The 17,278-nt window shown below is 75.5% G+C and carries 17 protein-coding genes and 1 pseudogene; 13 read left to right on the top strand and 5 right to left on the bottom strand.

Annotation, left to right across the window (positions count from 1 at the left end):
- Positions 1-51: 51 nt before the first annotated feature.
- From ACQPXD_RS29270 to ACQPXD_RS29285, 4 genes are all read left to right on the top strand, one after another.
- A complete protein-coding gene (locus tag ACQPXD_RS29270; protein WP_432824528.1) occupies positions 52-933 on the top strand; it encodes an EamA family transporter in 882 nt (293 codons plus the stop codon).
- 211 nt (positions 934-1,144) lie between these two features.
- Complete coding sequence (locus ACQPXD_RS29275; RefSeq protein WP_432824529.1) at positions 1,145-1,741, top strand: hypothetical protein; 597 nt, start codon at positions 1,145-1,147, stop codon at positions 1,739-1,741.
- Positions 1,742-1,807: 66 nt separating this feature from the next.
- Positions 1,808-2,077 carry a DUF1876 domain-containing protein gene (locus ACQPXD_RS29280; RefSeq protein ID WP_432824530.1) on the top strand — a complete coding sequence of 90 codons (270 nt, stop codon included), beginning with the start codon at positions 1,808-1,810 and terminating at the stop codon, positions 2,075-2,077.
- Positions 2,078-2,092: 15 nt separating this feature from the next.
- Positions 2,093-2,980: an LLM class F420-dependent oxidoreductase gene (locus tag ACQPXD_RS29285; protein ID WP_432824531.1), complete on the top strand. Its 888-nt coding sequence runs from the start codon at positions 2,093-2,095 to the stop codon at positions 2,978-2,980.
- A gap of 496 nt (positions 2,981-3,476) precedes the next feature.
- Here the strand turns inward: ACQPXD_RS29285 and ACQPXD_RS29290 are convergent, their stop codons facing one another.
- Positions 3,477-4,232: a hypothetical protein gene (locus ACQPXD_RS29290; protein ID WP_432824532.1), complete on the bottom strand. Its 756-nt coding sequence runs from the start codon at positions 4,230-4,232 to the stop codon at positions 3,477-3,479.
- 40 nt (positions 4,233-4,272) lie between these two features.
- Between ACQPXD_RS29290 and ACQPXD_RS29295 the strand changes: the two genes are divergently transcribed.
- Entirely contained in the window at positions 4,273-5,013 is a 741-nt protein-coding gene (locus tag ACQPXD_RS29295; RefSeq protein WP_432824533.1) for a VOC family protein, read from the top strand.
- Here ACQPXD_RS29295 and ACQPXD_RS29300 read toward each other — a convergent pair.
- On the bottom strand, positions 5,010-7,874 hold the full coding sequence (locus ACQPXD_RS29300; RefSeq protein WP_432824534.1) for a response regulator: 2,865 nt from the start codon (positions 7,872-7,874) through the stop codon (positions 5,010-5,012). The two genes, ACQPXD_RS29295 and ACQPXD_RS29300, sit on opposite strands and share 4 nt — an antisense overlap.
- Before the next feature lie 77 nt (positions 7,875-7,951).
- On the opposite strand from ACQPXD_RS29300, the gene ACQPXD_RS29305 reads away from it, so the two are divergent.
- The 4 genes from ACQPXD_RS29305 to ACQPXD_RS29320 all read left to right on the top strand — a co-directional run bounded on the left by ACQPXD_RS29305 (position 7,952) and on the right by ACQPXD_RS29320 (position 10,036).
- Entirely contained in the window at positions 7,952-8,338 is a 387-nt protein-coding gene (locus tag ACQPXD_RS29305) for a BlaI/MecI/CopY family transcriptional regulator (protein ID WP_432824535.1), read from the top strand.
- On the top strand, positions 8,335-8,748 hold the full coding sequence (locus tag ACQPXD_RS29310) for a hypothetical protein (RefSeq protein ID WP_432824536.1): 414 nt from the start codon (positions 8,335-8,337) through the stop codon (positions 8,746-8,748). Before ACQPXD_RS29305 ends, ACQPXD_RS29310 begins: the two co-directional genes overlap by 4 nt.
- Positions 8,631-9,197 carry a M48 family metalloprotease gene (locus tag ACQPXD_RS29315; RefSeq protein ID WP_432824537.1) on the top strand — a complete coding sequence of 189 codons (567 nt, stop codon included), beginning with the start codon at positions 8,631-8,633 and terminating at the stop codon, positions 9,195-9,197. Before ACQPXD_RS29310 ends, ACQPXD_RS29315 begins: the two co-directional genes overlap by 118 nt.
- Positions 9,198-9,271: 74 nt before the next feature.
- Positions 9,272-10,036 (top strand): DUF2071 domain-containing protein, encoded by a 765-nt coding sequence (locus tag ACQPXD_RS29320; protein WP_432824538.1) that lies wholly within the window; start codon positions 9,272-9,274, stop codon positions 10,034-10,036.
- A 60-nt stretch (positions 10,037-10,096) separates the two neighbouring features.
- Here ACQPXD_RS29320 and ACQPXD_RS29325 read toward each other — a convergent pair whose 3' ends face one another.
- Both ACQPXD_RS29325 and ACQPXD_RS29330 read right to left on the bottom strand, forming a co-directional pair.
- A complete protein-coding gene (locus tag ACQPXD_RS29325; protein WP_432844004.1) occupies positions 10,097-10,597 on the bottom strand; it encodes a hemerythrin domain-containing protein in 501 nt (166 codons plus the stop codon).
- 78 nt (positions 10,598-10,675) lie between these two features.
- A pseudogene (locus ACQPXD_RS29330) lies at positions 10,676-12,895 on the bottom strand (HelD family protein); the annotation flags it as partial.
- A gap of 199 nt (positions 12,896-13,094) precedes the next feature.
- Here ACQPXD_RS29330 and ACQPXD_RS29335 point away from each other — a divergent pair.
- Genes ACQPXD_RS29335 through ACQPXD_RS29345 form a run of 3 tightly spaced genes read left to right on the top strand, consistent with a single transcriptional unit; the run spans position 13,095 to position 15,111 of the window.
- The gene (locus ACQPXD_RS29335) at positions 13,095-13,928 is read left to right on the top strand and encodes an LLM class F420-dependent oxidoreductase (RefSeq protein WP_432824539.1); all 834 of its coding nucleotides are present in this window, start codon (positions 13,095-13,097) and stop codon (positions 13,926-13,928) included.
- Positions 13,925-14,350: a TIGR03668 family PPOX class F420-dependent oxidoreductase gene (locus ACQPXD_RS29340; protein ID WP_432824540.1), complete on the top strand. Its 426-nt coding sequence runs from the start codon at positions 13,925-13,927 to the stop codon at positions 14,348-14,350. The genes ACQPXD_RS29335 and ACQPXD_RS29340 overlap by 4 nt, the downstream gene beginning before the upstream one ends.
- A complete protein-coding gene (locus tag ACQPXD_RS29345; protein ID WP_432824541.1) occupies positions 14,347-15,111 on the top strand; it encodes a dienelactone hydrolase family protein in 765 nt (254 codons plus the stop codon). Before ACQPXD_RS29340 ends, ACQPXD_RS29345 begins: the two co-directional genes overlap by 4 nt.
- On the opposite strand, the gene ACQPXD_RS29350 is transcribed toward ACQPXD_RS29345, so the two are convergent.
- Positions 15,101-15,703 carry a TetR/AcrR family transcriptional regulator gene (locus ACQPXD_RS29350; protein WP_432824542.1) on the bottom strand — a complete coding sequence of 201 codons (603 nt, stop codon included), beginning with the start codon at positions 15,701-15,703 and terminating at the stop codon, positions 15,101-15,103. The two genes, ACQPXD_RS29345 and ACQPXD_RS29350, sit on opposite strands and share 11 nt — an antisense overlap.
- Before the next feature lie 94 nt (positions 15,704-15,797).
- On the opposite strand from ACQPXD_RS29350, the gene ACQPXD_RS29355 reads away from it, so the two are divergent.
- Positions 15,798-17,255 (top strand): MFS transporter, encoded by a 1,458-nt coding sequence (locus ACQPXD_RS29355; RefSeq protein ID WP_432824543.1) that lies wholly within the window; start codon positions 15,798-15,800, stop codon positions 17,253-17,255.
- Positions 17,256-17,278 lie beyond the last annotated feature (23 nt).

The raw sequence follows: 17,278 nt of genomic DNA on the forward strand, positions 1-17,278 counted from the left end.
CGCGCCGGGCGCATTTCTCCCCGGCCGGGTACGGGGCCCAGACTGGCCCTCGTGAGCAGGCTGAACCTCGACACCCGCGGCGCCCTGGCGACCATGGCGGCCAGCGCCGCCAGCAACCAGGCGGGCGCCGCCCTCGGCGCGCGCGCCTTCGGCACCCTCGGCCCGGCCGGGGTGGTCGCCGTGCGCCAGTTCGTCGCCGCCGCCGTGCTGCTGCCGGTGGCCCGGCCGAACCTGCGCCGCTTCACCTGGGCCCAGTGGTGGCCGACGCTGCTGCTCGGCGTCGTCTTCGCGATCATGAACCTGAGCCTGTACACCGCCATCGACCGGGTCGGCCTCGGCCTCGCGGTGACCCTGGAGTTCCTCGGCCCGCTCGCCGTGGCGCTGGCCGGCTCGCGCACCGGCCCCGACCTGGCCTGCGCCCTCGTCGCCGGCGCCGGCGTCTACGTGCTGGTGCTGCCCGGGCCGAGCAGCGACTACCTCGGCGTGGGCATGGGCCTGCTCGCCGCGGCGTGCTGGGCCGGGTACATCCTCCTCAACCGCCTGCTCGGCGCCCGCCTCCCGGGCCTGCAGGCGCCCGCCGCGGCCACGGCCGTGTCCGCCACGCTCTACCTGCCGGTGGCGGTCGTGCTGTTCCTGCAGGGCCGCTTCGGCCTGGCCGGGCTCGGCTTCGCGATCGGCACCGGCGTGCTGTGCTCCGTCGTCCCATACGCCGCCGATCTGGTCGCCCTGCGCCGCGTGCCGCCGCGCTTCTTCGGCCTGCTGCAGAGCATCCACCCGGTCTTCGCGGCGGCGGCCGGCGCGGTGATCCTCGGCCAGGTCCCGGCGCCGCACGTGTGGGTCGGCATCGCCGTCGTCGTGGCCACCAACGCCACCGCGGCCGGCCTCGCGGCCGCCCGCGCCGCCCGGCTCCCGGCCCCCGTCCCGGCGACGTGACCGCCGAGGCGGGCGCTGCGACACGCCATGTGTATGTTTGCCTACGCGGGGTAAGGCACCTCTGCCCGCCTCGGCTCTGCCGGGGTTTCACGGCGGGTGAGGGTGGGCAGGCGGCGCGAGGTTCGTCGCCGCCGACCACGCCCGACGCGCCTGGGTCCGCCCCGGGCCCGCCGGGGTTTCGCGGCGGGTGAGGGTGGGTAGGCGGCGCGCCGTGAAGGACGAGCGGACCCCGGGCGGGGCGGTGAGCGGGATCGACCTGGGGGCCATCGCCGCGTTCCGGGCCGGGCGCCTCGACCGCGCCGCCCAGGCCACGCTCGCCGACCAGGTCGCGATACTCATCGGGCAGCCGGAGCCGCCGGCCACGCCGATCGCCTCCGCGCTGCGTCGCATCCTCGAGGGGATCGGCGGCGACGAGGCGCTGCTGGCCTGGCTGGACGGGTTTCCCGGGCGGCCGCGGCTCGTCGCGCGCATCCTCGGGCTGGTCGCGCTGCTCGACCGGTTCGGCGACCGGTGGCCGGTCGTCGAGGCGCTGCGGGAGCTGCGGGAGCGCACGCCGTACCCGCCCGGGCTCGCCGGCCACCTGCCGGCGCTGACCGACGCGGACAACCTGCCCGGGCTCGGCGGGGAGATCAAGATGCTGCTCGGCGAGGAGGAGACGGCCGCCGCCGGCCGGGTGGCGCGCGCCGCCGCCGGGCTGCTGTGCGACCTGGCGCCGCGGGTCGCGCGGGCACCGGGGCTCGAGGACCTCGGTTCGCTCGCCGAGCGAGCCGAGCGAGGGATCTCCGAGGCGCTGCGCGCCTACCGATAGCGCGGTGCGGCGGTGGTGGGATGCTGTAAGGAGCGGCGCGGAGAACGTACCGAGGGGAGTACGGCCATGAGCGCGACCAAGCACTGGACCGTGGACATCGCCATCGGCGAGCACGACGGGCGGACCCACGCGGAGGCCCGCCTGAACGGCGAAGACGACACGCTACTCACCGGCACCGGGGACGCCCGGTGCAACCCGGCCGACGACGACATCCCGGAGATCGGCGACGAGCTCGCCGTGGCCCGGGCGCTGTCGGATCTGGGGCATCAGCTGCTGCTGACCGCGGCGGCGGACATTCAGGCCATCACCGACGAACCGGTGCGCATCGCCGGTTGAGCTGGAGGTTATGCCATGACCAATGCCACGAACGACGCCAGGATCACCGACCTCGGTCCCGTGGGGGTGTGGCTCGGCCCGTTGCGCGCCGCGCCGGTCGACACCCAGCGCCAGGCCGTCACCCGGTTCGAGGAGCTGGGCTACGGGTCGGTGTGGGAGGGCGAGGGCGTGGGCAGCAACGACGTCTTCGTGCAGGAGGCGGTGTGGCTGTCCGCGACCCGGCGGATCGTGGCCGGGTCCGGCATCGCGAATATCTGGGCGCGGCACCCGGGGACGGCCCGGGCCGCCGCGGCCACGCTCGGCGAGGCGTGGCCGGGCCGGTTCATCCTCGGCCTGGGCGTGAGCCACGCGCCGATGGTCAACCGGTCGGGGCAGAAGTACGAGCGGCCGCTGGACCGGATGCGGGAGTACCTCGACGGCTTCGGCGACCGCCCGTTTCCGGTGCCGGTGGTCCTCGCCGCGCTGCGCCCGCGGATGCTGGAGCTGGCCGCGGAGCGCACCGACGGCGCGCACACCTATTTCGTGCCGCCGGAGCACACCGCCCAGGCCCGCGAGGTGCTCGGCCCGGACCGGCTGCTCCTGCCCGAGCAGGCCGTCGTCCTGGAGACCGACCCGGCCACGGCCCGCGCGACCGCCCGCCGCCACACGGCGTTCTACCTGCAGATGCCGAACTACGTGAACAACCTCAAGCGGCTCGGCTTCACCGACGACGACCTGGCCGACAACGGCAGCGACCGGCTCGTCGACACGATCGTCGCCTGGGGCGACCCGGAGACGGTCGCGGCCCGGATCCGCGCCCACCTCGAGGCCGGCGCGGACCACGTGCTGATCCAGCCCCTCGCCGCCGACATCAAGGATGCGGTACACCAGCTGGAGGAGCTCAAGCCCGTCCTCGACCGCTAGGCGCCGGCCGGGCGGCCGTATGTCTCCGTGATCATGATGCCCGTGGTGACCACATCACGGGTTTGTCATGATCCCGGAGACTTGCGGTACACGGGTGTACATCACCGCTCCGTGATCATCAAAAACCGTTGGTGTCGCAGCCGGTGCGGCATGATCGCGGAGACTTCCGGTCGCTACGGCGTGCAGCGCCCGGAATGTGGGACCTGATCGCGGACCGCGCTCGCGTGGGCGCCTGGACGCGCAGGCCGGGCAACGAGGCCGCCGACGGGCATGGCGGCACCGGTGGTGCGGGTTCGCGAGTGGCGTGGGGTTGCGGGAGGGGTGCCGAGGTAGCACGGTGGCCGCAGGCGGAGCACCACGGCCGTGGCGGCGCTGGTGGTGCCGGTTCGCGGGTGGCGCGGGGTTCCGGGGGCGGAGCACCACGGCCGTAGCGGCACCGGTGGTGCCGGTTCGCGAGTGGCGCGGGGTTCCGGGGCGGAGCACCGCGGCCGGGCCGCTACTCGTAGTCCTGGCCGCAGCGCGCCAGGTCGGCCAGGTCGCCCCACTCGACGACGTCGACCGGCCAGCCGCCCGGCTCCGGCGCGAGCCGGACGAGGTCCACCACCGGGGCGGGCACCGGCACCCGGATGCCGTCCTCCTCGGACCAGCCGCCGAGCGTCCCGGCCATCCCGCACTCCAGGTACGACATCGGATCGAAGTTGTACCACCGGCCGCCGGTCGCCCGGCGGCACCCGTCCGCCCGCGGCGCGTCGACGCCGAACACGGCCTGGTCGTCCACCGGCGCCCGCTCGGCGAAGTCGGCCAGGTCGGCGATCTGCGACAGCACCACGGCCTCCCAGTCCCGAAACGTCTCCGGCTCGTCGGCGTCGGCCTCGGCGGGCCGCAGGTCCGCGGTGCGCCAGGCCGGGTCCGGCGGTGGGGCCTCGATCGCCGCGGCCGCCGCGACCATCGCCGCGATGTCGTCCAGGTCGAGCCGCTCCCGGCCGGCCAGCTCCCGCCCGACCCGCCACCACGCGCGCAGGAACTCCTCCAGGCCGCGCCCCGCGGCCCGCATCCGCTCACCGTCGCCGACGAGCCGGTTGTACAGGTCGCGGTTGGTGCGGCACGCCGGCTCGCCGGGCCCGTCGACCCGCACCTCGCCGGCGCCGGCCACCCGCAGCGTCAACGCGTGCGCCAGCGCGGCGACCCGGTCGTCGAACGCCCCGGCCGACGCCCCGTCGCGCCACACCTGCCACACCGCCACGCCGGTCACGCTACCGCTCCGCGGCGCGGACGCCAGGCAGGATCGGGCCATGATCTCCGACCCGGATCTCGCGAAGATCGGCACGCTGAAGACCGTGGTGTTCGACGCACCGGACATCGGCCGCCTGGCCGCGTTCTACCAGGAGTTCGCCGGCTGGCACCCGCGGGCCGGTGACGAGGACGACTGGATCACGCTGACCACCGGCGACGGCTGGCGGATCGGGTTGCAGCGGGCCACCGACCACGTCCCGCCGCGCTGGCCGGACCCCGCCGCGCCGCAGCAGGCCCACCTCGATCTGCGGGTGCCCGACCTGGCCGCGGCCACGGCCCGGGCCGAGGGGCTCGGCGCCACCGTGCTGCGCCGCACCGAACGGTGGCACACCCTGGCCGATCCGGCCGGTCACCCATTCGACCTGTGCCTGAACCCGGACGACCCGCGGACCATCCTGGCGGGCGTGATGCTCGACTGCCCGGACGCCAAGGCGCTGAGCCACTTCTACGCCCGGCTGCTCGGCAAACCGGTCACCTACGAGGCCGGCGGGATGGCGATGATCGGCGAGGACAGCGCTCAGCCGGTGATGTTCCAGCAGGTCGACGGCTACATCGCGCCGCGCTGGGGCGACCCGGCCTACCCGCAGCAGGTGCACCTCGACGTGACCGTCACCGACGTCGGCGCCGCCGAGCGGGCCGCGCTGGGGCTCGGCGCGGTGCGGCTGGACGGTGCCGGGCCGACCTGGCGGGTCTACGCGGATCCCGCCGGAAAGCCGTTCTGCCTGGTGTGGAGCGTCTAGGCAGGTCGGAGCCGATCCCGGACCGCGGCCACCGCGGCGACCACCCGGTCCAGCTCGCCGCGCAGCTCCGCGAGGGCGGCCGGGGCGTCGTCGGGCAGGCCGGTGCGGGCGCGGGTCTCCAGGGTGCCGCTGAGCCGGGCCAGCGCCGACGCGCCGACGTTGCCGGCGGCGCCGGTCAGGGTGTGCGCGGCGCCGACGATGGCGGGCGCGTCGCCCCGGTCGACGGCGTCGGTGAGGCGGGCCATGGTGTCCGGGGCCTTCTCGCAGAAGCCGCCGAGCACCCGGTCGACCAGCGCCCGCTCCTGCGGCGACGGCGGATCGTCGACCAGGTCCCGCACCCGGGCCAGGATCGCGTCCTCGATGGCACCCGCCGAGACAGCCAAAGAAACCGACGCAGCCGAGACAGCCGAAGAAACCGACGCAGCGGAGGCAGCCGAAGAAACCGACGCAGCGGAGGCAGCCGAAGCAGCCGAGACAGCCGGTGGAACCGGTGGTGCCGGCGGGGAAACCGGGACCAGCGTAAGGGAGCGCAGGGCCTGCGCCAGGTCGGCGGGGCGGACCGGCTTGGTCAGGTAGTCGTCCATGCCGGCCGCGTGCCCGGCGGCGCGGTCCTCGACCAGCGCGTTCGCGCTCAGGGCGACGATGTACGGCTGCCGGTCCGCGGGCAGCTCCGCCCGGATGCGGCGGGTCGCGTCGAGGCCGTCGAGGACCGGCATCTGCACGTCCATGAGCACCGCGTCGTACCGCACCCGCCACACCGCCTCGAGCGCCTCCGCGCCGTTGGCCACCACGTCGGCCCGGTGCCCCAGCCGGGCCAGCATCATGGTGGCGACGGTCTGGTTCACCTGGTTGTCCTCGGCCACCAGGATCCGCAGCGGGCGCGCCGGCGGTACCCCCGCGGCGGCATCGGCGGCGGCCGGCGCCTTCGCCCCCGGGCGCCCGTTCAGCACCCGGCCCAGGGCGGCGTGCAGGGCGGTGGCCCGGGCCGGCTTGGTCAGCACCGCCGCGAAGTGCTCCAGGCGCTCGCGGTCGCCGTGCCAGTTGACGGAGCTGAGCAGGATGAGCGGTAGGTCGGCCGTCCGGGGCACCGCATGCAGCCGCTCCGCCAGCGTCGCCCCGTCGACGTCCGGCATGTGCATGTCCAGCAACGCCACGTCGTAGTGCTCGCCCGACGCGACCAGGTCCAGCGCCGCCGCCGCGGACCCGACGGCGGTGCACGTCATGCCCCACCCGGCCAGCTGCGCGCGCAGGACCCGCCGGTTGGCGGCGTTGTCGTCGACGACGAGCGCGTTGCGCCTGGACAGGCCGGGCGGCGCGGCGGACGCGGCCGGCGGCTCCGGGGAGACCCGCAGGACGGCGGTGACGGTGAAGGTCGAGCCGGTGCCGGGCCGGCTGGTGACGGTGACGTCGCCGCCCATCGCGCGGGCGAGCCGCCGGCTGATCGCCAGGCCCAGGCCGGTGCCGCCGTGCGTGCGGGTGGTCGACGCGTCGACCTGGCTGAACGAGCGGAACAGCCGGTCCATCCGCTCGGCCGGAATGCCGATGCCGGTGTCGGTGACGTCGAGGCGCACGCCGATCCGCCCGGGCCCGCCCGAGCCCGGGGCGTCCGCGGCGGGGGCGAAGGTGTGGCCGGACACGACGACCTCGCCGGTGCTGGTGAACTTCACCGCGTTGGACAGCAGGTTGACCAGGACCTGCCGCAGCCGGGTGATGTCGCCGCGCAGCGGCGGGCACTCCCCGACGTCGGCGACGAGCTCCAGGCCCTTGGCTGCGGCGGGCACCGCGACCAGGGCGAGGGCGCTGTCGACGCACTCGCGCAGGTCGAACACGGCGTCCTCGAGCTCCAGCTGGCCCGCCTCGATCTTGGAGAAGTCCAGGATGTCGTTGATGATGGTGAGCAGCGCCTCGCCGCTGTCGCGCACGGTGTTGGCCAGCTCCCGCTGCTCGTCGCTGAGCTCGGTGTCCAGCAGCAGCCCGCTCATGCCGATGACGGCGTTCATCGGGGTACGGATCTCGTGGCTCATGGTGGCCAGGAACGCCGACTTGGCCTGGGCCGCCGCCATCGCCTCGTCGCGGGCCCCCAGCACCACCCGGGTGGCCCGCCCGACCGCGTCGGCCATCTCGGCGACCTCGGCCGGGCCGCGCACGACCGGCACGCCGACCGGTTCGCCGGTGGCCACCCGCCGGGCGGCCGCGGTCACCGCGGCGAGCGGCCGGGACACCTTGCGGGTCGCCCACCACGCGCCGGCGGCGGTGACCAGCGCGGTGCCGAGCGTGAGACCGATGATCCACTGCCGGGTGGCGGCCGCCGCCGCCTCGGTGTGGCGCTGGTCGGCGGCCAGCTCGGTCGCCTGGTCCTCGCTCATGTCGTCGAGGACGTCCTCGATCAGGGCCATGTCGGTGGCGCCGCGGTCGGTGTCCACCAGCTGCTGGGCGGCGGCGAACCCCTGGCTGCGGCGCAGCTCGACGGTCTCGGCCAGCTCGGCGAGCTTGTCGTCCAGCGGCCCGCGCAGGCGCCGCAGCGTCTCCTGCTGGGCGGCGTCGCCGCGGGTGCCGCTCTCCAGCCGGCCCAGCGTGTCGTCGATGCCGGTCACGGCGGTGGTGTACGGCGCGAGGTACTGCTCGTCGCCGGTGATGACATAGCCGCGCTGGCCGCGCTCGGCGTCCTGCAACTGCCCGCGCAGCAGCTCGACGTCGGCGGCCACCGCGTGGTTGGCCTCGACCTGGGTGCGCGCGTCGAGCAGGATGCCGATGCGCGCGTACGCCGTGGCGCCGACGAGCAGCAGCCCGGTGATGGCCAGCAGGTATCCGGCGGCGAGCAGTCGCGCCACCGTCCACCCGCGCCGCGCGGGCCTGTCCACGTCCGAAGTACCTCCGCCCCCCGTAGCGTCACCGGTCCTATCGCCCGGCGGCGGGCACAGTTGAGTACCGTTGGAGCGTGACCGAGCGGCGGCCGTGGGGTTCCCTGGAATCCGGCACGATGGCCGTGCTGTGGGCCGCGCCCGGTCCGCTCACGCCCGCGCAGGTGCAGGAGGCGCTCGGCGGCGAGCCGGCGTACAACACCGTGCAGACGATCCTGACCCGGCTGCTGGAAAAGGGCCTGGTGCGGCGCGGCCCCAGCCCGGAGGCCGGGCGCGGCCGCCGCGGCTTCGTCTACTGGCCCACGCACGACGCCGCCATCGCCGCGGCCCGGCGGATGCGCGCGGTGCTCGACGGCCCCGGCGACCGCCGCGCGGTGCTGCGCCAGTTCACCGCCGGCCTCGACCCGGCCGACGCCGAGCTGCTGCGCGCGCTGCTGCGCGACGGCGACCCGGACCCGTCGTGACCTGGCTCGTCTACGTCCCGCTGCTGATCCCGGCCCTGCTGGCCCCGCTGGCCCGGCGGGCCGCCCGCGCCCTGGCCGCCGGCGCCGGCCTCGCCGCCGCCTCCGCCACCGGGTGCCTGATCCTGCTGACCGCCACGCTGCTCGACGACCTGCCGGCGCTGGAGCGCTACAACGAGCACCTGTCGGCGCCCGGCCGGGCCCTGCCGGAGCCGGTCCCCGACGGTGTCGGGGCGGCCGCGGCGGCGCTGCTGGCCTGGGTGGCCTGGCGCGTGGCCGCCGAGGTCGCCGCACCATGGCCGCCCTGCACGCCGCCGGTGACCCGCACGACGGCCTGCTGGTCGCGGACTGGGCGGACCCGCACGCGGTGGCCGTGCCGCCGGCCCGCGGCCGGGCCGGCCACGTGCTGGTGACCAGCGGGCTGCTCCGGCTGCTCGACCCGGCCGAGCGCGGTGCCGTGCTCGCCCACGAGCGGGCCCACCTGGCCCACGGCCACCACCGCACGGCCGCGGCCGGCACCGTGGCCGCCGCCGCCCATCCCCTGCTGCGCGGCGTGGCCGCGACCATCGACCTGCTGGTGGAGCGCAGCGCCGACGAGACGGCGGCGGCCGCGGTGGGCTCCCGCCCGCTGGTGGCCCGGACCATCGCCCGGGTGGCCCTGGCCGCCCACGCCGCGCCGGGCCCGGCCTTCGGCGGCTCCGACGTGCGCCACCGGGTCGAGGCGCTGACCGCGCCCGCCGGCCGCCGCGGCGCGCCGACGCTCGCCGCCACGGTCACCCTCGCCCTGCTGTCGATGGCCGCGACGACGGGCGCGGCGGCGGCCTTCGTGCGCGTGGCCCAGGTCTGGATCGCCGGCCGGTAACCCGCCGGCCGCCGCTATGTCCATCCGGCGCCCTGGACCCGGTCGCCGCCGACCCGCCGGTATCGTCTGCGGCCATGACGTTCGCCGGGACGCCCAGGCCGCCGCTGCGGTGGTACCACGCCGAGACCGAGCTCGACGATTTCGCCATCGTCACGTTCCGGGCCGGGACCGCGGCGGTCGCGGCGCACCTGCCGGACGGGTTCGCGCCGCGGGAGCTCACGTTCGACGACGGGAGCACCGGCACGCTGGTGTCGGCCGTGGCGTTCGCCGACCGGGACTTCCACTTCCGGTTCTGCCCGCCGGTGGCGATCTCCTGCGGGCAGATCAACTACCGGGCGTATGTCACCGCGCACGGCCGGCCCGGCGTCTGGTTCTTCCACACCAGCCTCGACCATCCCGTCGTGGCCGTGCCGCGGGTGCTGTGGGGCATGCCGTGGCGGCGCAGCGCGATCCGGATCGACGCCGGCTGGGGCGAGCGCGCCGGGCGCTGGCGGCTCACCGCGACCGACCCCGCGGGCACCGCCGCCTGCGAGGCGACCGAGACCGGTGAGGTACCCGAGCGCCTGGACGGATTCGCGGGGCGCGATGAGTGGCTGGAGTTCCTGACCCACCCCACCTCCGGCTGGTACGCCCGCCGCGACGGGCGGATCGGCGAGTACAGCATCTGGCACCCGCCGATGGCGCCGCGCCTGCTGCTCGCCGGCGGGGCCCGCTTCCCCCGCTTCGAGGCGCTCGGCCTGACCGGGCCGGGCGGCGCGCCGCATTCCGTGCTCGCCCAGGCCGGCCTGCACTTCGACATCCACACGCCGCCGCGGCGGTACCGGACGCGCCACCCCTGACGGCGCGGGCGTGCCCAGGGCGCCCGGGCACCCTGGGCACGGCTCGGGGCCGGCGCCGCGTCAGGCGTTGATCGCGTCGAGCGCCTTCTTGAGCGCCGCCGGCTCGCTGGGCTTGCGCGGCGCGCCGGGGCGCAGCTCCAGCATCCGGGCGCCGATCTCCTGCAGCTGGTGACGCCCGAGGCCCTCGCGGACCTTCGGGAACCACTCCTGCTCCTCCTCGTCGATGTGGTGCGTGACGTTCTCGATGAGGACGGTGACCTTGGCGTTGTAGTGCTCGTCCCCGGGCTCCATCGTGGACAGCTCCAGGCACAGCACGTCGGCGACGTGGTGCTCCTCGTAGGACTCGAGCACGTCCTCGTCGAGGTCGGGCAGCAGCCGGCGCACCTCCGGGTACATGACCTCGTTCTCGAGGTACGTGTGCACGGTCAGCTCGGCGAGGATCTGCTCGACGATCTTGGCCTTCTTGGCGGCCGGGCCGTCCTCGTTCGCCTGGAACTCCTTGAAGAGACGCTTGACGGTCTTGTGATCGTCCTTGAGCATCACGATCGCATCGGTGGACATCGGCTCTCCTTCAGTGCCTCGCGCAGCCTTGGCTCCCGCAATACCCTCCGCCGGAGCAGCACAAACGGCGCCGGCGAGGCGGAACACGCCGAGCCGCTGAGTGGCCCGGGTCAGCGCCACGTAGAGGTCGCTCGCCCCGCGCGGCGACTCCGCCACGATCCCGTCCGGGTCCACGACCACCACCCCGTCGAACTCCAGCCCCTTGGCCTCGGCGACGGTCAGCAGCACCACGGGCCGCTCCAGGTCGAGGCGGTCCGCGGCCAGGCCGGGCACGGCCGCGGCGAGCTGCGGGAGGCGGCCGGCCGGGGCGATGACCGCGAGCCGCCCGGCGCCGGCCGCATCCGCCTCGGCCGCGACCAGCTCGGCCAGGCGGGCGGCGTCCCCGGTCTCGTCCCACGGCTCGACGCCGCTGTGCCGCACCGGCCGGGGCGGCACGATCGCCGGGTCGATCCCGGCCAGGACCCGCGCCGCCACCGCCATGACCTCGGCCGGGGTGCGGTAGCTGACGGTCAGCTCCGCCCGCGTCCACCGGTCGCCCACGTACGGCGCGAGCACCTCGTCCCACGACGACGGCCCGGCCAGCGCCCCGGTCTGCGCGAGGTCCCCGGCGAGCGTCATCGACCGGCTCGGGCAGCGGCGCATCAGCAGCCGCCACGCCATCGGCGACAGCTCCTGTGCCTCGTCGACGATGACGTGCCCGAACGCCCAGCGGCGGTCGGCGGCGGCCCGCTCCGCCGCGCCGAGCCGCTCGCCGGTCGAGTGCCGGGCGGCCAGCGCCGCCGCGTCCAGCACGTCGGCGACGTTGGGGATCTCCGCCTCCGGGTCGTCCTCGAGCTCGAGGGACATCGAGCCGGCGGTGATGTCGAGGACCCCCTGGGCGTACTCCAGGGCGGCCCGGTGCAGCGCCGCCGCCCGGGCCCGCGCCGCCCCGTCGTCGTCGCCGAGCAGCTCGGCGGCCTCGTCCAGCAGCGGCACGTCCGACGGCGCCCAGCCGCCCTCCGGGTCGCGGCACAGCAGCGCGCGCTCGGCCGCGGACAGCCCCGGCGCGGCCGAGGCGAGAGCGTCGGGCGCGCCGAACAGGTCGGCCAGCAGCCGCTGCGGGGTCAGCACCGGCCACAGCTCGCGCAGCACGGCCCGCACCGCCGGCTCGGCGGCCAGGTCGCGGCGGATTTCGGCCCGGTCGGCGCCGTCGAGCAGGTCCGGGCTGTCCAGCGCGTCGTCCTCGCCGAGCGGGTCGGCCCAGAACGGGTCGATGCCGACCCGCTCGGCCACCTGCTCGGTCAGCGCGTCGAGCACGGCGTCGACGAAGATCGGCCGGGCCAGGTTGTGCGGCCGGCCGGAGCGGCGGGCCCGCAGCCGGGCCGCCGCGCAGGCCGGCCCGTCCAGCCACAGCGCCTCCCGGTCCACCTCGATCCGGATCGGCTCGGCGGGCACGCGCTGGCGGTCCCGCACCGCCGCGGCCAGGATCTCGGCCATCTCCGGCCGGCCCTTGACCTCGGCCGCCGCGGCCGGCTCGGCGCGGCGCGCGGTGACGCCCGGATACAGCTCGCCGAGCGTGGCCAGCAGCACGCCGGACTCCGCCAGCGAGGGCAGCACCTGGGAGATGTACCGCAGGAACGCCGCATTCGGCCCGACGATCAGCACGCCCCGCGCGCTCAACTGCTCGCGGTACGTGTAGAGCAGGTACGCGGCGCGGTGCAGCGCGACCGCCGTCTTGCCCGTGCCCGGGCCGCCCTGCACGACCAGGACCCCGCCGAGGCCGGCCCGGATCACCCGGTCCTGCTCGGCCTGGATCGTCTCCACGATGTCGCGCATCCGGCCGGTACGCCGCGCGGTCAGCGCCGCCAGCAGCGCCGCCTCCCCGGTCAGCGCCCCGGTCCCGGCGCCCTCCCGGGCCGCCCGGTCGAGGTCGAGCACCTCGTCGTCCAGCCCGACCACGCTCCGCCCGCGGGTGCGGATGTGCCGCCGGAGGGCGACGCCCTCCGGTGCGGCCGCGGTGGCCACGTAGAAGGGCCGGGCCGCCGGCGCCCGCCAGTCGACCAGCAGCGGCGCGAAGTCGCCGCCCTCGTCGAAGATGCCGATCCGGCCGATGTGCCGGTGCCCGCCGTCGCGCAGGTCCAGCCGGCCGAAGCACAGGCCCGCCTCGACCGCGTCGTAGCCGGCGACCCGGTCCGCATACAGGTCGGACGCCGCGTCCCGGTGCGACCGGGCCTCCGGCGTGCCGCCGGACAGGCGCAGCAGGCCGGCCAGCCGGTCGGCGGCCTGCGCCCGCAGCCCGTCCAGGCGGCCGTACAGCATCGACACGTACTGCTGCTCCGCGGCGAGATCTCTTGACAGATTTGACAACGTGCCTCCCGCTGATATGATGGGACGTGAGGGGTTGGCGTTAGCCTGCGCGTTTTACGCAGACGGGGAGCGCCACGGTACCACATTCAGGGCGTCTGACATCACCCTGGGAACGGCCCGATCCGCGCCCCACGGCGGGTAGACAGGGTGCATGGACTTCGGAGTCGGATACTTCCCCACCCACAACGCGATGGCGCCCGGGCCGCTCGCCCGCCTGATCGAGGAGCGGGGACAGTCCGCCTTGTTCTTCGCCGAGCACACCCACATCCCGGCCAGCCGCGACACGCCCTACGACCACGGCGGGGAGCTCCCCCAGCGGTACTGGCACACCTACGACCTCTTCGTCGCCCTGACCGCGGCCGCCGCGGCCACCTCCCGGCTGCGCGTCGGCAGCGGCATCTGCCTGCTCATCGAGCGCGACCCGATCATCACCGCCAAGGAGGTCGCCTCCATCGACCAGCTCTCCGGCGGCCGGTTCGAGTTCGGCGTCGGCGCCGGGTGGAACCGCGAGGAGATGCGCAACCACGGCACCGATCCGCGGGTGCGCATGGCGGTCCTGCGCGAACGGGTCGAGGCCATGAAGGCCATCTGGGCCGACCACGAGGCCACGTACCACGGCAAGTACGTCAACTTCGACCGGATCTGGTCCTACCCCAAGCCCGCCCAGCAGCCGCACCCGCCGGTCCTGATCGGCGGCACCGGCCCCGGCGTGCTCGACCGGGTGCTCGCCTTCGGCGACGCCTGGTTCCCCAACTACGAGGAGGCCATCTTCGACCGCATCCGCGAGCTGCGCGCCCGCGCCGACCGGCCGATCGGCGTGCAGGTGCTCAGCGCCCCCGCCGACCCGGCGGTCCTGCAGCGCCTCCACGAGGCCGGCGTGCAACGCGCCAGCCGGTGGCTGCCGTCCGGGCCGCGCTGGGCGGTCGAGCAGGGCCTGGAGCGCTGGGAGCGGGCCATCACCGAGTTCGCCGGCGAGCGGGCGTGACCGAGGCCGAGGCGCGCCGCCGGTTCGCCGCGTCGCCGGTGGCGCGCCTGGCCACGGCCACCCCCGAGGGGGTGCCCCACGTGGTCCCGATCGTGTTCGGCATCGAGGGCGACACGGTGTACCACGGCGTCGACGCGAAGCCGAAGCGCGACACCGCCCTGCGGCGGCTGGCCAACCTCGCCGCCAACCCGCGCGCCGCCCTGCTCGTCGACCACTACGAGGACGACTGGGCGGCGCTGTGGTGGGTCCGCGCCGACGGTCTCGCCCGCGAGGTCGACCCCGCCGGGGCCGAGGGACGCCGGGCGCTGGAGCTGCTCGCGGCGCGATACCCGCGGTACAGCCTCCGGGGCAGCCTGATCGGCATCGACGTGACCCGGTGGACCGGGTGGGCCGCCGCGGATGGCGTAGGGTTCGCCGCATGACGAACTTGTCAGACAATCACCAGCGGCTGCTCGACGGCGTGCCGCTGCCCGCCGGGGCCGACATCGCCGAGGCGACGGTGGCGTACGAGCACGACGGCCAGCCCCTGGAGGGCTACGCCGCGCACGACGCCGCCGTCGGCGGGCCCAAGCCGGCCGTCGTGGTCGTCCACGACTGGACCGGGCTGCGGGAATACCCGAAGGCCCGCGCCCAGATGCTCGCCCGCCTCGGCTACTACGCCTTCGCCGCCGATCTCTACGGCACCGGCCGGCGCTTCGACAACCCCGGCGACGCCGCGGCCGAGGCCGGTAAGTACTACGGCGACCTCCCGCTGCTGCGCGCCCGGGTGCGGGCCGCCTACGACCAGGTCGCCCAGAACCCGGCCGTCGACCCGGACCGGATCGCCGTCATCGGCTACTGCTTCGGCGGCGCCGCCGCGCTCGAGTTCGCCCGCACCGGCGCCCCGCTGGCCGGCACCGCCACCTTCCACGGCGGCCTCATCCCGCACGACCCGCCGGAGGTCGGCGCCATCACCGGCTCCGTGCTCGTGCTGCACGGCGGCGCGGACCCCTACGTCACCGACGAGACCGTCGTGGCCGTCGAGAACGAGCTGCGCACCCGGCCCGAGCTGGACTGGCAGGTCACCGTCTACTCCGGCGCGGTGCACGGCTTCACCCTGCCCGGCGAGGCCTACCACCCGGCCGCGGACCGGCGCAGCTGGCGGGAGCTGGTCGCCTTCCTCGGCGAGGCGTTCAGCCGCTGACCGCGACCCCCAGGATCCGCTCCAGGTGCTCCAGCGGATCCTGCGGGGCGTCACGGAAATAGTCCTCGTACCACACCCGGAACCCGGCCACGGCGCAGCCGACGAGCAGCCGCAGGCGCCAGCCGCGGCCCTCGTCGGGGGCACCCCGGCGGGCGGCCAGCCGCACCGCCAGGTGCGCCTCGTGGTCGGGGCGCACGCCCGGATACGACGAGCGCAGCTGATGCGACTGCAGCGCCACCGCGCGCAGCCCGGTGAGCAGCTCCCGGTGCTCCACCACGAACCGCCCGACCGCCAGCAGCGCCTCCCGCAGCGCCTCCGCGTCGCTCACGCTCGCCGGGGCCGCGGCGACCCGCTCCTCGGCGATGCTCGTCATCCGGCGCACCGGCTCGGCGACCACGTCCTCCTTGCCGGCGAAGTACCGGTGGAACGTCCGCGGCGCGATCTCCGCCGCCACGCAGATGTCCTGGACCGTCACCTGGTCGTAGCCGCGGTCGATGAACAGCCGCCACGCCGCCTCGACGGTGGCCGCGCGGCTCCGCTCCCGCTTGCGCTCCCGCAGGCTGCCCGGGGTTTCCTGTGACCGCTGTCTCATCTCCCCGCCAGGCTACGGCACCGCAACATTGCCATGGCAGGCTCCGTCTCGTGGCAGATTGTGCCACATTCGCTCTCGCCGATGGAGTCCGCGCATGTCCCAGACGGCCGCCGACCTGGCCGCGTCCGTGCAGTCACCGCCGGCCGCGCCCCACGCCGCCCGGTGGACCGGCCGCCAGCTCGTCGTCGTGCTGGTCATCGGCACGGCCGCGCTCATGGTGTCGCTCACCCAGTCGCTGCTCGTCCCGGTCCTGTCGGAGCTCGCCGTCGACCTGCACGCCGGCGGCGACGGCATCGCCTGGGTGCTGACCTCCACGCTGCTCGTCGGCGCGGTGGCGGTGCCCACCTTCGGCCGGCTCGGCGACCTCTACGGCACCCGGCGGATGCTGCTGGTCACGCTCGGCGCCCTGGTCGCCGGGTCGCTCATCTGCGCCCTGGCCGACAACCTGACCACGATGATCGTCGGGCGGGCCGTGGTGGGATTGTCCGTGGCGGCGGTACCGCTCAGCATCAGCCTCATCGGCGTCACCCTGCCCAGGGAGCACGCGCCCGCGGGCATCGCGCTGATCAGCGCCATGCTCGGCGTCGGCGGCGCGCTGGGCCTGCCGCTGGCCGGCCTCATCGCGCAGTATGCGGACTACCACTGGCTGTTCTGGATCTGCGTCGCCGGCGGCATCCTGGCCGTCCCCGGCATCGTGCTGCTGGTGCGCGAGCCGGTCCGGATCGCGAAGGGCCGCCTGGACCTGCTCGGCGCCGCGCTGCTCGGCGGGGCGATGCTCGCCCTGCTGCTGCCCCTGGCCCAGGGCGAGTCCTGGGGCTGGACCGACCCGCTGACGATCGGGCTGTTGATTGCCGCGGTGGTACTCCTCGTGGTCTTCGTCCTGGTCGAGCTCCGGCTGGCCTCGCCGCTGGTGGACGTGCGCACCACCGCCCGCCCCGCCCTGCTGCTGACCAACGCGGCGTCGCTGTGCGTCGGCTTCGCGCTGTTCGCGACCCTGATCGGCACGGCGTCCTACGTGCAGGCGCCGGCCGCGACGGGCTACGGTTTCGGCCAGTCCATCCTGGCCGGCGGCCTGTGCATGCTGCCGGGCGGCGTCGCGATGCTGCTGCTGTCGCCGGTCTCGGCCCGCCTGCGCCCGCGCACCGCGCTGATGGTCGGTTCGCTCATCATCGCCGGCGGCTTCGCCGTGCGCATCGCGCTCACCGACAGCCTGTGGGAGGTCGTCCTCGGCGCCACCATCGCCGGGGCCGGCACCGGCATCGCCTACGCGGCCATGCCGGGCCTGATCATCCACGCCGCGCCCCGCGGGGAGCTGGCCGCCGCCAACGGCCTCAACGCCCTGTTCCGCAGCGTCGGCAGCTCCCTGGCCAGCGCCATCGGCGGCGCCATCCTGGCCGCCCAGACGATCACCCTGGCCGGCCACGCCCTGCCCTCCCTGGCCGGCTACCGCACCCTGTTCGTTATCTGCGCCGCCGCCGCGGTGGCGGCCGCCGCCCTCGCCCTGTTCATCCCCCGCCACGCCGCCACCTCGGACGCCGCCCTGCCCGAATAGCCTGCCACCGACGCCCTGGCACT

The organism is Dactylosporangium sp. CA-092794 (assembly GCF_050948465.1).
Classification (GTDB): Bacteria; Actinomycetota; Actinomycetes; order Mycobacteriales; family Micromonosporaceae; genus Dactylosporangium.

Coding starts and splice junctions, on each gene's coding strand:
- ACQPXD_RS29280 (WP_432824530.1), top strand. CDS start 1,808: ATGAGCGCGACCAAGCACTGGACCGTGGACATCGCCATCGGCGAGCAC.
- ACQPXD_RS29350 (WP_432824542.1), bottom strand. CDS start 15,703: ATGAGACAGCGGTCACAGGAAACCCCGGGCAGCCTGCGGGAGCGCAAG.
- ACQPXD_RS29335 (WP_432824539.1), top strand. CDS start 13,095: ATGGACTTCGGAGTCGGATACTTCCCCACCCACAACGCGATGGCGCCC.
- ACQPXD_RS29355 (WP_432824543.1), top strand. CDS start 15,798: ATGTCCCAGACGGCCGCCGACCTGGCCGCGTCCGTGCAGTCACCGCCG.
- ACQPXD_RS29325 (WP_432844004.1), bottom strand. CDS start 10,597: ATGTCCACCGATGCGATCGTGATGCTCAAGGACGATCACAAGACCGTC.
- ACQPXD_RS29315 (WP_432824537.1), top strand. CDS start 8,631: ATGGCCGCCCTGCACGCCGCCGGTGACCCGCACGACGGCCTGCTGGTC.
- ACQPXD_RS29345 (WP_432824541.1), top strand. CDS start 14,347: ATGACGAACTTGTCAGACAATCACCAGCGGCTGCTCGACGGCGTGCCG.
- ACQPXD_RS29285 (WP_432824531.1), top strand. CDS start 2,093: ATGACCAATGCCACGAACGACGCCAGGATCACCGACCTCGGTCCCGTG.
- ACQPXD_RS29295 (WP_432824533.1), top strand. CDS start 4,273: ATGATCTCCGACCCGGATCTCGCGAAGATCGGCACGCTGAAGACCGTG.
- ACQPXD_RS29320 (WP_432824538.1), top strand. CDS start 9,272: ATGACGTTCGCCGGGACGCCCAGGCCGCCGCTGCGGTGGTACCACGCC.